The following is a 15,059-nucleotide window of genomic DNA, read 5'->3' as shown; positions in this document are numbered from 1 at the left end:
CAGCAACTGCATAGGGGATCCGCCACATGAACGCCTCCGCCCACGATCTGGCCGCCACGCTGCCGCCCGGCTTCACCATGGGCGTGGCCACCGCTGCCTTCCAGATCGAGGGGGCGCTGGACGAGGACGGGCGCGGGCCCTCAGGCTGGGATGTTTTTGCGGCAACGCCTGGCTCGATCGTCAATGACCACACCCCTGTCATCGCCTGCGACCACTACCACCGGATGCCCGAAGATGTGGCGCTAATGAAGGAACTGGGGATCGATTCGTACCGGTTCTCGCTGTCCTGGCCCCGCATCCAGCCCGGCGGAAGCGGCCCGGTGAATCCCAAGGGCCTGGACTTCTATGACCGGTTGATCGACCTGCTGCTGGCCAACGGAATCTCGCCGATGGCCACCCTCTACCACTGGGACACGCCGCTGGAGCTGGACGAGGCCGGCGGCTGGATGAACCGGGACACCGCTTACCGGCTGGGCGAATTCGCGGCCATCGCGGCCGCCGCCTACGGGGACCGGGTGACGCGCTGGGTGACCATCAACGAACCGGCCACGGTGAGTGTCAACGGCTACATGCTGGGCGTCCACTCCCCGGGGAAAGACCACATGCTCGATGCCCTCCCGAGCGTCCACCACCAACTGCTGGGCCACGGCCTGGCGATGCAGGCGTTGCGGGCCGCGAAGGTGCCCGGTGAAATCGGGCTCACGAACGTCTATTCGCCGATGGTTCCGGCCTCCGCCAACCCGCTGGACAAGGTCAGTGCGGGGCTCATGGACATGGCGCAGAACCGCATCTACGCGGACCCGGTGCTGCTGGGCAAGTACCCGGACGCGATCAGGGCCGTCACGTTCTTCTCCGCATTCAGCCCGTCCAGCGAAGACCTGGAGCTGATCTCGCAGCCCTTGGACTTCTATGGGCTGAATTACTACATGCCCACCCGCGTGGCCGCAGGGCCGGGCGAGGGCCCCGTGCCCAAGGGCATGGCCGAGGCCATGGGAAACGACCTGATCGGAGGCGGAGCCGGAACCCCGTTCCACATCCAGAGCTTCCCGGACACCGAGACCACGGCGTACGGCTGGCCGATTAAGCCGGACTATATGGCTGTTGCACTCGCGGAGATGGCCGAACGCTACCCGGAACTGCCGCCGGTTTACATCACCGAAGGCGGCGCAAGCTTCGAGGACCTCGAGATCCACGACGCCGACGGCCAGTTGATCGTCCCGGATGAACGCCGGGTGCGGTACATTGCCGAGCACCTCGAGGCCGCCATCGAGGCGACCTCGCCCGGCGGCGCCGCCGCATCGATCGATTTGCGCGGCTACTACGTGTGGTCGCTGCTGGACAACTTTGAATGGTCTGCCGGCTATAAGCAGCAGTTTGGCCTGCTGCACGTGGACCGGGACACGATGGTCCGTACGCCGAAGGCCTCCTACCACTGGCTGCGGGAACTCCTCGCGGCCCGGAACCGGCCCGAGTCCCCAGCTGCTGCGGAGGCGGCTGGTGCAGCGGCCGACGGCGCCACGGCGGTGGGCACCGGCGTCGAACCGCCCGCCGCCGAAGCCGGCACGGCAGCCCGAACCGAAACCCCGGCCGGCGGCTAGAGGATTTCCAGCTCCTGCAGGCCCTTGGCCATGCCGGCGCCGTCGGGCGAGTAGACCCACGGGACGGTAGAGCCGCTGTGATCGCCGCTCTCGGAATGGCCGCCGGCCAGCACGGACTCCCCGGCGGAGAGCTGGCGGATGCCGATCGCGGCCACCCGGGCGCCGTGCCGGCGGGAGAACTGCGAATAGATGGCCTCGTCATGCTGGCCATTGTCGCCGAACAGGAGCCACCGCATGTTGGGGAACTCCCGCGCCAACAGCTCCAGATTCCGGCGTTTGTGGTCCTGCCCGCTTCGGAACCAGCGGTCGTTGGTGAGACCCCAGTCAGTCAGGAGCAGGGTTCCGGACGGGTACATGTTGCGCGTGATGAAGCGTGCCAGCGTCGGGGCGGCGTTCCACGGCCCGGTGGACAGATAGATGACCGGCGCGTCGGGGTGTTCCACCAGCAGCCGGTCCAGCAGAACGGCCATGCCGGGGGTCGCCATCCTGGCCCGTTCGTTGAGCACGAAGGTGTTCCACAGAGCCAGGAACGGCCGGGGGAGGGCCGTGACCATAATTGTGTCGTCAATGTCGGAGACGATGCCGAGGGTAGTGTCCGGGCTGATGACGTAGATCATCGCCTGGGCCGGTTCGGTGCCTTCGGCCCGCAGCACCGCGCTGTGCCAGCCGGGCGTAAGGGACACCGGGACCACCGTGTCCACGATGCCGCCCCGGTCCGCGTGTACGCGGGTGGTGGTGCCGCCGATCTCGATGTCCACCTCCACGAACGGGATCGGCACGGATGTGAAGGCGCGCCAGCCGCGGACGTTCTGGTTCCCGTTCTGGGCCGCCTGCTCCGTCCGGCTGCCGGGAACCGGCCTGCTCGTGAGCAGCACGCGACCCAGCACGCGGACCCGCTCGGTGGAGCCGTAGCCCTGATAGGCGATGGTTTGCGGGCCGAACTTCCAACGCCGGGCTGCCTTCAGACGCAGGCGATTGACCGTGTCGGAGACCAGGTGGGCCAGCCGGAAGGCGTGGCTGCCCGTGACCTTCGTGTCCTGCGGTGGTTCCTGCGATGGTTCCTGCGACACCAATTCCATAGCCCCACTCTCCCACAGCGCCGTGGCCGGCCGGCGATTGCGTCAGCAGGTCAGGGCGTCGCCCGGCAGCTCGCGCGGCGTGGTGGCGGTGCGCAGGATGTTGCCGCCGCCACTCGGGGCGCCGTCGCCGGCCGGCGTCGTGCGGGCCGCTGTTTTGTGGCACTGTAGGACCCATGGCTCGCATCGAGGATTACGCAATAGTCGGCGACCTGCACACCGCCGCCTTGATCAGCACCGAAGGTTCCATCGACTGGCTCTGCCTTCCCCGGTTCGACTCACCGGCCTGCTTCAGCGCCCTGCTGGGCGGCCCGGAGGCGGGCCGTTGGCTGCTGGCGCCCGAGGCCGGCGGCGAATGCACCCGGCGGCGCTACCGCGAGGACAGCCTCATCCTTGAAACGGACTGGGAAACCCCCGACGGCGCGGTCACCGTCATCGATTTTATGTCCCCCCGCGACGGCGCGGCGGACATTGTGCGGATCGTGGTGGGGGTCCGCGGGGCGGTACGGATGCGCGGTGAACTGGGGCTGCGGTTCGACTACGGGCACATCGTTCCCTGGGTCCGCCACGACAACCACGGGATCCACGCCGTGGCCGGCCCCGACGCCGCTTACCTGGTCACCGACGTGCCGCTGCGCGGCGAACACATGCAGACCTCCAGCGATTTCACGGTTACGGCCGGACAGCGCATCCCGTTTGTGCTGACGTGGGCCCCCAGCCACCTTGGGCGGCCCCGCGCCGTGGACCCCGAGGTTGTCCTCACGGCGACCGAATCGTTCTGGCGGCAGTGGTCGGCCAAATGCACGGCGTCCGGCCCGTACCGCGACGCCGTAATGCGCTCGCTGATCACCCTCAAAGCCCTGACGTATGCCCCCACCGGCGGCTTAGTCGCCGCGGTCACCACCTCGCTGCCCGAGGAACTCGGCGGGGAACGAAACTGGGACTACCGTTATTGCTGGCTCCGGGACGCGACGCTGACACTGCAGGCCTTGCTCGCCTCGGGCTATTCGGAGGAGGCCGCGGCGTGGCGTCACTGGCTGCTGCGAGCCGTGGCCGGGGACCCCGCCGACCTGCAGATCATGTACGGACTGCACGGTGAGCGCCGGCTTCCGGAGATGACCCTCGACTGGCTGGCCGGCTATGAGGGTTCGACGCCCGTGCGGATCGGCAATGGCGCGGCCGGGCAGTTGCAACTCGACGTCTGGGGCGAGGTGCTGGACGGCCTGGCCTTGACCCGGACCTCGCTGCTCCGGCGAAAGGACGACTCCTGGGACGTCCAGGTGGCACTGATGGAACATCTGGAGACCGCCTGGGACAGCCCGGACAACGGTTTGTGGGAAATGCGCGGCCCGCGCCGCCATTTCACCCACTCCAAGGTGATGGCCTGGGTGGCCGCGGACCGGATGGTCAAGGGTGTCCGGGACTTCGGCCTCCCCGGCCCGGCGGACCGGTGGGAAGCCCTCCGCGACAAGATCCACGCGGACGTTATGGCCAACGGGTTCGACGTCGAACGCAACACTTTCGTGCAGTCCTACGGCCGGCCCGAACTCGACGCCAGTCTGCTGCTCATCCCGCGCGTGGGCTTCCTGGCCCCGGATGACCCGCGGGTCATCGGCACCATCGACGCTGTGCAGCGGGAACTCACCCGGGACGGCTTCCTGCTGCGTTACCGGCAGGAGCAAAGCGACGACGGGGTCCGGGGCGGAGAGGGCGTCTTCCTCGCGTGTTCCTTCTGGCTCGTGGACGCGCTGTTCGGAGCGGGCCGCCGTCGGGAAGCCAGGGAGTTGTTCGAACGGTTGCTGGCGCTGCGCAACGACGTCGGGCTCCTTAGCGAGGAGTGGGGGGTCGCCGAGGCGCGGCAACTGGGGAACACGCCCCAGGCGTTCAGCCACTTCGCCCTCGTGCACAGCGCGCTCAAACTGGAGGCGGACGGCTAGTAGGTCGCGCACCGGCAAGCCGCCGGACGCGTCCGCGCCGGGCCGGACTTTTGTCCAAGGCTTAGATAAGTATACTTACTAATACCCCGCATGGGGCAAAATTAAGGAGTATGCGATGGCTGGCTATTTCGAGCTCGTGGATGCGCCCGACGGCGGGTACCGGATCCGGATGATGGACGGTGCCGGTGCCCTGATAGCCATCTCGGTAACCTTCCCGACAAAGCGGGCGGCCGTTGCAGGCATTGCCCAGACCCGCGAAATCGCCGGAACGGGCCTGATTCGAGACCGCAGCGGCGACAGCCAGTCCGCGGTCATGTCCTCGCTGGCCAGACGGAGGAGCAGCGGCGGGGCGGGGCGAGGCTCGTCACTCACCGGAGGCACCCTGGCGGCGGTGAAGCGGACCCGTGCCCACATCTGAACCTGTGGCAGTGCAGCACCGGGCCGCTGTCCTCTTCGACGTCGACGGGACGCTGGTCGATTCTTCCTACATCCATACCCTCGCGTGGTGGCAGGCTTTCCGGCAGGCCGGCCATGACGTGCCGATGGCGAGCATCCACCGCTTGGTGGGCATGGGCGGGGACAAGATCCTCGACCGACTGTTGCCGGGGGACCGCGACACGGCCGCCGACGACACCATCATGATCTCCCATGCGGCCGTGTTCTCCACCTTCTGGCCGTCCCTGCGCCGGCTCGACGGCGCCCGGGAACTGCTGGCGCAGTGCTTCGACAGCGGACTGGCCGTGGCGCTCGCCTCCTCGGCCCGGGACCGCGACCTTGGAATGCTCCGCACCACGATCGGCGCGGATGCCTACATCCACGCCGCCACGAGCTCGGCCGATGCGAAGGAAAGCAAGCCCTCGCCGGACATCCTTGTCGCGGCCCTCAAGGCCGTCGGCGTTCCTGCCGGGAACGCCGTGTACGTCGGCGATTCCGTCTGGGACATTTATGCCGCCGGCGCGCTGGACATCCCGGCGATCGGCCTCACCTGCGGCGGCACCAGCGAAGCCGAACTCCGCGACGCCGGAGCCGCGGAAGTCTATGAAAGCCCGCGCGCCCTGCTCAACAGCCTCGGCGGCAGCGCCATCGGGAGGCTCGCCGCGCGCGTCCGCAGCAACTGACTGCCCGCTGGCGTCGTCCGCTGCGGTTTATGACGCCCGCAACCTCGCGGCCTCATGACGAAGGGAGTTTCCGCCAGAGCTTCAGGAACGCCCGCTCGGCGTCGGCAGCCAGGCTTTCCTCCCTGGCATGCAGCCGGCCGTAGCTGAAGCCGTTCTCCCCGCTGCGCAGCGCCCGGCCGCCCAGCTCGGCCAGCCGCGCCCGCGCCATGACACTGTCCTGGTGCCGGCCCAGGAGCTGCTGGATCTTGGCCGCCATCGCCGCCGTTTTCTTGGCGCGCCGGTGCTGCTTCCCGCCTGCCGTCTGTCCGGCCCCGGATCCCCTTGGAAATAAGACGGCGTACTCCGCGAACTCCGCGGAGTACCGCAGCCGCTTTGCGGCCTTCCGGACCTCGTGGAGGCCGGCGTCCCTGGCGGCGCCGCCGTCGTCTGCCGGAAGAGGAAGGGCGGCCACAGTGCGCCGGAGCCGGCGTTCGTCCCCGGCCATGAGCTGGCGGATCGTCGAGCCGGCGGCGCCTGCAGCTTTCGGCGAGAGCGGGGCGCCGGCGAACAACTTGTCCAGGGCCGCCAGCAAATCTGTGAAGCGCTCGCCCTCAAGCGCCTCGATGGCAGCTTCGAACCCCGCGGCCGCCAGGGCGTTGAGCTCCTCGTCGATCCGCTCGGCGGCCGGGCCAAAGCGCAGCGACTCGGGCTCCCGGGCGAGCAGCGAGGCCAGCCTGTCGTGGACCACCCCCGGGTCGCGGGCCGCCCCGAGCATCTCGGAGAGCCAGCGCAGTTCGGCGCGGACCGGGTCCACGGCGCCGTCATCGAAGAGCGGCCGGCCCGAAGCCAGCAGCGAGCGGAGGCGGCGCGACGCGACGCGCATGTGATGGATCTCCGCAGGCCGCCGGGCCCGGACTCCCGGCGCGTGCCGGCGCAATTCGGAAATCTGTTCCTCAAGATAGACCAGCAAGACCTGGCCCGCAGTGGTTGCCACGTTTCACTCTACGTCGTCGGAACGAGCCTGAGCAGTGCCGCGAGAACGCAATTTGCCGTGTTTTGCGGCGAATACTGCCTCGACATGTCGTACCGGCATAGGCTGGCCGGGAGCATATTCCAGCCGTCACACCAGGAGCCCCACATGTCGCACCAGCATCACCTTGGCCCGGTCGCCGTCGTCACCGGAGCGGGTTCCGGCATCGGGAGGGCGGTGGCCCGGCTTATGCTGACCGAAGGCTACCGGGTGGTGCTGGCCGGCCGGCGGGAGGCGCCGCTGCTGGAAACCGGGGCGGGCCACGCGCAGGCGCTCGCGGTCCCCTGCGACGTCACCAGGGACGACGACGTCGAGCGGCTTTTCGCCGTGGTGCTCGAACACTGGGGCCGCGTGGACGTGCTGTTCAATAATGCCGGCGTCGTCGGCCCCGCCGGCTCGGTGGACGAGATCAGCGTCGCGGACTGGGACGCCACGGTGGCGGTAAATCTGACCGGATCCCTGCTGTGCGCCGCAGCCGCCGTGCGGGCGATGAAGGCGCAGTCCCCGCAGGGCGGCCGGATTATCAACAACGGGTCCATCGCAGCGCACTCACCACGGCCGCGCACCGTCGCGTACACGGTCACCAAGCACGCCATCACCGGCCTGACCAAGAGCATCGACCTCGACGGACGCGGCTTCGGGATCAGCTGCGGGCAAATCGACATCGGCAACACCGCGACGGTTCTAATGGAAGAGCTCGGCGTGAGTGACGGAGCGTTGCAGGCCGACGGCAGCCGCCGGGTGGAACCGACGTTTCCGGTCGAGGACGCGGCCCGCGCCGTGCTGCTGATGGCCGGCATGCCCGCCTCCGCGAGTGTCGGATCGCTGGTGATCACGGCCGCCGGGATGCCGTTCATCGGCCGCGGCTAAAAAGTCTGCTGCCCGGGTGACAGGTGCCGCCGCTAGAGCGGCAGCAGCCCGGACAGGTCAGCACGCAGCCCGGAGGCGGCCACCCGGCCGGCATCGACCGCATCCGCCCAGCTGAGCCTGCCGGTGACCATCGCGAGCCAGGTGCCGGCGTCGCACTCGATCACGTTCGGCGGAGTGCCGCGGGTGTGTCGCGGGCCCTCGACGCACTGCGTGACCCCGAACGGCGGGACTCGGACCTCCACCGAATTGCCGGGAGCCCGGGCGGTGACCTCCTCGAGGGAGTAACGCACCGCCGTCGCGAGCGTAGTGCGGGACACCGGGACTGCGGCGTCCGGCGCTGCGACGTCCGGTGCCGGGTCGGTCGCGTCCCAGGCGGCGGCGTCCCGCCAGGCGGCCATCGCCGCGCGGCCCTCGTCCAGCGGGATCCGGCGCCGTGAAACTGCCACGGCCTAGTCCAGCAGTGCCGAGACGGCGTGGCCGAGGCGGATCTTGCCGACCGGGCGGCCGCCGCCCAGCACCGGGTCGACCACCTTTTCCAGCACGCTGGAGACCTCCGGGATCTCCACGGCCCCCGCGGCGGCGAGCAGGGTCAGGCCCACCAGCGTCGTGGCGCGGATGTTGCCGTCGAGGATCTTGATGGCCACCGAGACGCCCTGCGGGGTGGCCATCACCAGCACCCCCTCGGCGCCGATCTTGGCGATGATGCCGAGCTCGTCCATCACAATCGTGTTAGCCTGCCCCCGGCCCTGCACGGCCCACGGATAGTCAAGCATGGAGGTGGAGATCGTGGCGGCCCGGGCGTTGGAGTTGTTGTCGCCCGGAGCCTTGGCCAGCCGGGAGAAGGCGCGGGCCAGGCCGGTGAGGGACACGGCGGCCACGGGGGCGCCGCAGCCGTCGATGCCGAGGTGAGCGATCCGTTCGCCGCAATATTCCTCGATCACGGAGCGGATGCGCTGCTGCAGGGGATGGTTGGGCTCGAGGTAGCTGTGCGTGTCCCAGCCGTTTTCCGTGCAGGCCCAGAGAAACGCCGCATGCTTTCCCGAGCAGTTGAAGGCCAGCCGGGATTTTCCGCGTTCGGTCTGGACCAGCCAGGTCCGGGCCGTCTCGTCCTCGGGCCAGGCCGCAGGGCACTGCAGCTGGTCTTCCTTGACACCTGCGGCCTTGAGCATTCCCTCCACCACGTCCATGTGGTCGAGGGAACCGACATGGCTGCCGCAGGCTATCGCCACCTGCGCGCCGCGCAACGCAACGCCGGACTGCATCGAGGCGAGGGCCTGCAACGGCTTGAGCGTGGAGCGCGCGAAGATGGGGGTGGTGATGTCTCCGAGTTCAGTGACGACGTTGCCGTCCGCGGAAAGGACGACGGCGGAGCCGATGTGCCGGGACTCGACGAAGCCGCTGCGTTCAACGACTGCCAGCTCGACGGCGGACTCAACGGTGAAGGTGGCATGCGGGTTCAAGGGCATGCAGCAAGTCTAGGGTGCATTGCCGGTTCAGCCCGGTTACTCCACGGTGACCATCACCGACTGCCAGCCCGAGGCGCCGTCGGGCACCGGGTCGGCGCGCTTCTCCGTCTGGACCTCGCCGGTGCCGTCCGTAGCGCGGACCTTGATGTAGTGCGGTCCCGGGGTAGCCTCCCAGTCGAAGGACCACTGTCGCCAGGTCACCACCGAGGCCTCGGCAGAGAGCACTGCCGCGGTCCAGGGGCCGTTGTCGATCTGGACTTCCACCTTGGTGATGCCGCGGGTTTGTGCCCAGGCAGTGCCGCCGATCGCGACTCGGCCGGCCGGAACCCTGGCGAACGACTTGGGGACTTCCACCCGGGCCATGGTCTTGATCGGGCCGCGCTCGGACCAGCCGCGCTGGGTCCAGTAGGCCTTGTTGTCCGCGAACCGGGTGACTTCCAGGTCAACCACCCATTTGGTGGCGGACACGAAGCCGTACAGGCCGGGAACCACCATCCGCACCGGGTAACCGTGTTCAAGTGGCAGTGCTTCGCCGTTCATGCCAATTGCGAGCATGGCGTCGCGGTCGTCCTGGAGGACTTCCAGTGGCGTGGAGGCGCTGAAGCCGTCGACGGAGGTGGAGAGCACCATGTCCGCGCCCTGTTTCGGCCGGGCCATCTTGAGTACGTCACGGATGGGCATGCCCAGCCATTTGGCGTTGCCGGCCAGGTTGCCGCCGACGGGGTTGGAGACGCAGGTCAGGGAGACGTGCGATTCGATCAGTTTCGCGTCGAGCAAGTCCTGGAAGCTGAGCCGCACTTCCTGCTCGACCAGGCCGTGGACCCGCAGTTCCCAGTCCTGGGCGTTGATTTCCGGCACGCTGAGGGCTGTGTCGATCCGGTAGAAGTCCTTGTTCGGCGTCAGCCAGGGGGTGACGCCGGCAGCCTTGGACTGGACGCCGGCGGGCACCGGTGCGGCGGCCTTAGCCGGGGCCGGCAGTTTCAGGGCGTCGCGTGCCTGTGCCACGTTGCTGCGGGCGGCGCTCAGGAGCCGTCCGCCGGTGGCCGCGACTGCCGCTGCGGCCGCGGTGATGCCGGCGGCGGCGAAGAAGGAGCGGCGGGATGCGGCGGGGCGGTCCGGCTCTTCGGCTCCTCGGTCCGACGCAACCTCCGGCCATTTCCGCATCCGCCACAGCCTGGTGGTCAGGAGTCGGAGCACGATGAGGCCGGCCGCGGTGCCGATCAGCGAGGGGATGGCATCCAACGGTTTCACGCCGGCCCGAGTCACCACGCTGACCACGATCACCGTCCCCATCAGCAATACCCCTGCCACGCCCAGAGCCCACTTTCGGTAGGCGACGATGCCCAGCACACAGGCCAGGAGCAGGATGGTCACGGCCATTCCTACGAACAGGGCTGCCTTGTCATTCGTGCCGAAGGTGGCGACGGCGAAGTCCTTCATCCAGGGCGGGGTGAAGTCGATGAAGGTCGAGCCCAGGGCAATCAGCGGTGTCGCGCGGGCCGTGAAGAAGGCGCCCACCAACTCCGCAACGGCCAGCACGACGGCGGCCGAAACCACCCCGGCCAGCGCGGCAAGGGCCGTGGAAGCTGACCGCAGCGCGGACAGCTTCCTGGGCTGCATGGTGTTGCCGGGCTTCGGGGTGCTTAACGTCTTCATACAGAGTGTTCGGAGCGGCGGGGTCCCGGGATTGTCCGGTGGTTTGCCTGGCGCTTCGGGTGGGCTTCGCGGTGGACATGCTCTCCCCTGGGTGGCTGGGATGGGCATGTGGGCATGATGTCCAGTGGCTGCGGCGAGGACCGGGCATGTCCGGTGGGGAGTGGGCGAGACCTGCGGCGAGGACCGGGCAAGTCCCGCGGGTGGTCTCAGCTTAGGAGCCTGCCGGGTACACAAAGTACCCTTGGGAATTGTGAAGGTACTTGTCATCGGCCCCGGCGGCCGCGAACACGCCATTGTCCGCTCCCTGCTCGCCGACCCGAATGTTTCCGAGGTCCACGCGGCCCCGGGCAACGCCGGCATCGCCAAGCTGGTCCCCAGCTACCCCCTCGACGCGAACGACCCCGACGCCGTCGCCGCCTTGGCGACCAGGCTCGCCGTCGATCTCGTGGTGGTGGGACCTGAAGCTCCGCTTGCCGCCGGAGTGTCGGACGCTGTCCGCGACGCCGGGATCCCGGTGTTCGGGCCCAGCAAAGCCGCCGCGCAGCTGGAGGCCTCCAAGGCCTTCGCCAAGGAAGTGATGGCCGAGGCCGGAGTGCCCACGGCGATGGCGCGCGTGGCGTCCAACGCCGAGGAGGCAGCGGACGCCCTCGATACCTTCGGCGCCCCCTACGTAGTTAAGGATGACGGGCTGGCCGCCGGCAAGGGCGTCGTCGTCACCCACAACCGGGACGAGGCGCTGGCGCACGCCCAGAGCTGCTTCGACGCCGGCGGCACCGTAGTGATCGAGGAGTTCCTCGACGGCCCGGAGGTCTCCGTGTTCGTCCTGTGCGACGGCAGCAGCACCGTGGCGCTGTCCCCGGCCCAGGATTTCAAGCGCATCTTCGACAACGACGAGGGCCCCAACACCGGCGGCATGGGCGCCTACACCCCGCTGGACTGGGCCCCCGAAGGCCTAGTCCAGGAGGTCATCGACCGGGTCGCGCAACCCACCGTCAACCAGATGGCCCACCGCGGCACCCCGTTCGTCGGCGTGCTCTTCGTCGGCCTCGCCCTGACCTCCCGCGGCACCCGCGTCATCGAGTTCAACGTCCGCTTCGGCGACCCTGAGACCCAGGCCGTCCTGGCCCGGCTCAAGACACCCCTGGGCGGCCTGCTGATGGCCGCCGCGAAGGGCACACTGGACAAGGTCCAGCCGCTGCGCTGGTCCAAGGAGTCCGCGGTCGCCGTCGTCGTCGCCGCCGAAAACTATCCGGGCACACCCCGCACGGGGGACCGGATCCGCGGCCTCAAGAAGGCCGAAGCGATCGAGGGCGTGCACGTGATCCATGCCGGTACCAGGCTCGACGAGAACGGCAAGGTCGTCTCCGCGGGCGGCCGCGTCCTGGCCGTGGTGGCGCTCGGCACCGACCTCGTGGAGGCCCGCGAACGGGCGTACGACGGCGTCGAACTGGTCCGGTTCGACGGCGCCCAGTTCCGCACCGACATCGGCGGCAAGGCCTCCCGCGGCGAAATCAAGGTGACGGCGCCCGGCACAGCCGCTGCCGGCGCGAAAGCGAAGGCCTGACCGTGAACGCAAGCGAATCCGCACTGCCCGCCGGCGGCCTGGACACCGAAACACTGGACCTCCCGGGCTGGAAACACGTCTACTCCGGCAAGGTCCGCGACCTGTATATCCCGGCGGACGCCGCGATCACGGAACGCATCGGCCACGAGTGCGTCCTGGTGGTGGCCAGCGACCGGATCAGCGCCTACGACCACGTCCTGGCGAGCGAGATCCCGGACAAGGGCCGTATCCTCACCCAGCTGAGCCTGTGGTGGTTTGAACAGCTGGGCGTGCAGCACCACGTCCTCGCGGCCACGGTCGACGGCGGCGTTCCCGCCGCGGTCCAGGGCCGCGCCATGATCTGCAAGAAACTTGAGATGTTCCCGGTGGAATGCATCGCCCGCGGCTACCTGACCGGCTCAGGACTGGCCGAATACCGGGAGTCGGGCACGGTGTGCGGCATTCCACTGCCGCCGGGGCTAGTGGACGGGTCCAGACTCGACCAGGCCATCTTCACTCCCTCGGCAAAGGCTGAAGTGGGGGAGCACGACGAGAACATTACCTACGGCGCCGTCGTCGGGCTGGTCGGCGAGGAAAGTGCCGGCCGGCTACGCGAACTGACCCTGGAAATCTACACCAAGGCCGAGGAAATTGCCCGCGGCCGCGGAATTATCCTGGCCGACACCAAGGTGGAGTTCGGCCTCGATCCCGCAACCGGCGTCATCACCCTCGGCGACGAAGTCCTCACGCCGGACTCCTCGCGCTTCTGGGACGCCGCCACCTACCAGCCCGGCCAGGCGCAGCCGTCCTACGACAAGCAGTTCGTCCGTGACTGGCTGACCTCCGCGGAATCGGGTTGGGACAAGTCCTCCGACGCGAAGCCCCCGGCGTTACCGGCCGACGTCGTCGCCCGCACCCGCAGCCGCTACGTCGAAGCGTTCGAGTTACTCACCGGGCGCACCTTCGCCTAGCGGGCCCTGCGCCGCGGCCCGGCGCGGCTAACTGCCGGCGGCGCTAACTGCCGGCGGCAGCAGCGGCTTCGGCGCGGCGCTGGGCCAGCCGGATTTCCAGCACGGCGTCCATCGCCTGCTGGACCCGGTCCGAGGCCCCGGCGGCGCTGAACTCCTTCTGCGCTTCGTCCAGGTAGATCAGGGCCTCCTCGGCTTCGCCGGCAGCCTTGAGCGCCCGGCCCAACAGGAGGGCCACTTCGCCGGCTATGTGCTTGGCCAGCGAATCCCGTTCCGCGTGGATGTCGCGCAGCTTCTGCACGGCGCCGACGATGTCGCCGGTGAGGTAGAGCCAGCGGGCCCGGATAAAGGCGACTTCCAAGTGGTCCGTCTTGTTGCCGCCTACAATCGAGAGGGCCAGTTCGGCACGCTCGATCGAGGACAGGGTTTCCGGTTCGACGATTCCGGAGGACAGGCGGACCGCGGCGGTGGCCTTGTTGAACCTGGCCCAGAGGTCGATGTCGTTCGCGGGGGAGAGCAGTTTGGCGGCCTTCTCGTGGTGCTTGATGCCTTCCGCGTAGTCGTGGCGCATAAACGCGACGTTCCCGATGACCCAGGCCACTTCGCCGGCGAGCTGGGACATTGACTGATCGTTCATTTGCGCGTTCATGTCCTGGCAGTATTGCCAGGCTTCGTCCAACCGGCCGCTTTCCGCCAGGGCGCCGATCAGCGCGCGCAGCGCGCCGATGATGAGCGTGGAGCCCTTTGGCAACTGGTCGCAGAGCCGCACCGCTTCCTGGGCGTGTTCGACGGCGACCGCCAGTTGACCCTGGCCGTGGCACACAGCGGCCAGCATCTGGCGGGCCCTTACCCCCAGGCCGGCCGACTCGGCGGCCATCGGGTGGTCCAGCAGCCGCTGGACCAGGTCCTGGCATTCCTTAAGCTGCCCCTCCTTCATGAGGCATTCGGCCTGCATGTAGGTCATGTTCCACCAGGCGCTGGTGTTCTTTCCCTCGATCGCTATCCGGGCGGCCGTGGCAGCGTGGCTGGCGGCCAGCGGGTAGTCGCGAAGGTCCCAAGCCTGCCGGGCGTACAGCCCCGCCAGGACATACTCGGCGTCGCTGACCGAAACGGGCTGGCTCCAGGCCTCCAGCGCTTTTGGCGCGAGCTCAAGCCGGCGGGCGAGTTCCTCTATGACGTCCGCGGTCGGTTCACGGCGTCCGGTTTCGAGCAGCGAGATGTAGCTGGGCGAGTACTTGTCCCTGCCCAGTTCCGCCTGGGTGAGGCCGCGCTCCAGCCGTTCCGCTCGGAGTTTCTCCCCGAATCCGTTCCCCACGGGTTCCTCCTGATTCCGGACAGTCTTTGTACTAAATGCTTGACAGTCTCTGTGCAAGTAATTTTACAATGTATGTCAACAAGGGCTCGTGCTGGCTTTGTAACTATCCGACTCGTATTGAGGAACCCACATGTTTAAGAAGATTGCCGCCTCCGTCGCCCTGGCTGGCGCACTGGCGTTTTCCGCAACGGCTCCCGCAGTGCTGTCAGTAAGTGCCATCGGTAACTGGCCCGACCCCATGGGCACCAGCACCCAGGCGATCGGCAACTGGCCGGACCCGATGCGCTCGACCCAGGGCAGCCTTTCAGCGATCGGCAACTGGCCGGACCCGATGACCTATTCAACCAACATCGGTAACTGGCCCGACCCGATGTAAACAACGCGCCGATAAACAGTCCCGGGATCCGCGAGAGGTGTCCCGGGACTGTTTTTTGCGACCAACGCTCACCGATTGCTCCGTAACCGCCCTTCTCAGGGCTTAAAACGGCAGGTACGGAGCAGTC

Annotated in this window: 14 protein-coding genes; 8 read left to right on the top strand and 6 right to left on the bottom strand. The window is 68.3% G+C overall.

Annotated elements, in window-relative coordinates:
• Positions 1 to 26 precede the first annotated feature (26 nt).
• Positions 27 to 1,598: a glycoside hydrolase family 1 protein gene (locus ABIB14_RS06710; protein ID WP_354235095.1), complete on the top strand. Its 1,572-nt coding sequence runs from the start codon at positions 27 to 29 to the stop codon at positions 1,596 to 1,598.
• On the opposite strand, the gene ABIB14_RS06705 is transcribed toward ABIB14_RS06710, so the two are convergent.
• Entirely contained in the window at positions 1,595 to 2,677 is a 1,083-nt protein-coding gene (locus tag ABIB14_RS06705; RefSeq protein ID WP_354235094.1) for an App1 family protein phosphatidate phosphatase, read from the bottom strand. The two genes, ABIB14_RS06710 and ABIB14_RS06705, sit on opposite strands and share 4 nt — an antisense overlap.
• A gap of 173 nt (positions 2,678 to 2,850) precedes the next feature.
• On the opposite strand from ABIB14_RS06705, the gene ABIB14_RS06700 reads away from it, so the two are divergent.
• The 3 genes from ABIB14_RS06700 (at position 2,851) to ABIB14_RS06690 (ending at position 5,729) form a co-directional block, all read left to right on the top strand.
• A complete protein-coding gene (locus ABIB14_RS06700; protein ID WP_354235092.1) occupies positions 2,851 to 4,611 on the top strand; it encodes a glycoside hydrolase family 15 protein in 1,761 nt (586 codons plus the stop codon).
• 115 nt (positions 4,612 to 4,726) lie between these two features.
• A complete protein-coding gene (locus ABIB14_RS06695) occupies positions 4,727 to 5,029 on the top strand; it encodes a YegP family protein (protein WP_354235090.1) in 303 nt (100 codons plus the stop codon).
• A complete protein-coding gene (locus tag ABIB14_RS06690) occupies positions 5,016 to 5,729 on the top strand; it encodes an HAD family hydrolase (protein ID WP_354235088.1) in 714 nt (237 codons plus the stop codon). The genes ABIB14_RS06695 and ABIB14_RS06690 overlap by 14 nt, the downstream gene beginning before the upstream one ends.
• 52 nt (positions 5,730 to 5,781) lie before the next feature.
• Here ABIB14_RS06690 and ABIB14_RS06685 read toward each other — a convergent pair whose 3' ends face one another.
• The gene (locus ABIB14_RS06685) at positions 5,782 to 6,702 is read right to left on the bottom strand and encodes a CHAD domain-containing protein (protein WP_354235086.1); all 921 of its coding nucleotides are present in this window, start codon (positions 6,700 to 6,702) and stop codon (positions 5,782 to 5,784) included.
• A gap of 144 nt (positions 6,703 to 6,846) precedes the next feature.
• On the opposite strand from ABIB14_RS06685, the gene ABIB14_RS06680 reads away from it, so the two are divergent.
• Positions 6,847 to 7,608, top strand: coding sequence for an SDR family oxidoreductase (locus ABIB14_RS06680; RefSeq protein WP_354235084.1), 762 nt, complete (start codon positions 6,847 to 6,849; stop codon positions 7,606 to 7,608).
• Positions 7,609 to 7,640: 32 nt separating this feature from the next.
• On the opposite strand, the gene ABIB14_RS06675 is transcribed toward ABIB14_RS06680, so the two are convergent.
• From ABIB14_RS06675 to ABIB14_RS06665, 3 genes are read right to left on the bottom strand one after another with little or no spacing between them, the layout of a single operon-like run.
• Complete coding sequence (locus ABIB14_RS06675; RefSeq protein WP_354235082.1) at positions 7,641 to 8,054, bottom strand: sterol carrier family protein; 414 nt, start codon at positions 8,052 to 8,054, stop codon at positions 7,641 to 7,643.
• Positions 8,055 to 8,057: 3 nt separating this feature from the next.
• Positions 8,058 to 9,074: an asparaginase gene (locus ABIB14_RS06670; protein WP_354235080.1), complete on the bottom strand. Its 1,017-nt coding sequence runs from the start codon at positions 9,072 to 9,074 to the stop codon at positions 8,058 to 8,060.
• A gap of 36 nt (positions 9,075 to 9,110) precedes the next feature.
• On the bottom strand, positions 9,111 to 10,694 hold the full coding sequence (locus ABIB14_RS06665) for a molybdopterin-dependent oxidoreductase (protein ID WP_354235130.1): 1,584 nt from the start codon (positions 10,692 to 10,694) through the stop codon (positions 9,111 to 9,113).
• Positions 10,695 to 10,980: 286 nt separating this feature from the next.
• On the opposite strand from ABIB14_RS06665, the gene purD reads away from it, so the two are divergent.
• Positions 10,981 to 12,294, top strand: coding sequence for a phosphoribosylamine--glycine ligase (gene purD / locus ABIB14_RS06660; RefSeq protein ID WP_354235078.1), 1,314 nt, complete (start codon positions 10,981 to 10,983; stop codon positions 12,292 to 12,294).
• A 2-nt stretch (positions 12,295 to 12,296) separates the two neighbouring features.
• Positions 12,297 to 13,244 carry a phosphoribosylaminoimidazolesuccinocarboxamide synthase gene (locus ABIB14_RS06655; protein ID WP_354235076.1) on the top strand — a complete coding sequence of 316 codons (948 nt, stop codon included), beginning with the start codon at positions 12,297 to 12,299 and terminating at the stop codon, positions 13,242 to 13,244.
• 43 nt (positions 13,245 to 13,287) lie between these two features.
• On the opposite strand, the gene ABIB14_RS06650 is transcribed toward ABIB14_RS06655, so the two are convergent.
• Positions 13,288 to 14,556 carry a helix-turn-helix domain-containing protein gene (locus ABIB14_RS06650; RefSeq protein ID WP_354235074.1) on the bottom strand — a complete coding sequence of 423 codons (1,269 nt, stop codon included), beginning with the start codon at positions 14,554 to 14,556 and terminating at the stop codon, positions 13,288 to 13,290.
• Positions 14,557 to 14,686: 130 nt separating this feature from the next.
• Between ABIB14_RS06650 and ABIB14_RS06645 the strand changes: the two genes are divergently transcribed.
• Positions 14,687 to 14,932 carry a hypothetical protein gene (locus ABIB14_RS06645; RefSeq protein WP_354235072.1) on the top strand — a complete coding sequence of 82 codons (246 nt, stop codon included), beginning with the start codon at positions 14,687 to 14,689 and terminating at the stop codon, positions 14,930 to 14,932.
• Positions 14,933 to 15,059 lie beyond the last annotated feature (127 nt).

The sequence above is a fragment of the Arthrobacter sp. UYEF3 genome, from assembly GCF_040546245.1.
Taxonomy (GTDB): Bacteria; Actinomycetota; Actinomycetes; order Actinomycetales; family Micrococcaceae; genus Arthrobacter.
The sequence above is the reverse complement of the archived record's forward strand: the minus strand, read 5'-3'. Positions and strand labels throughout refer to the sequence as shown.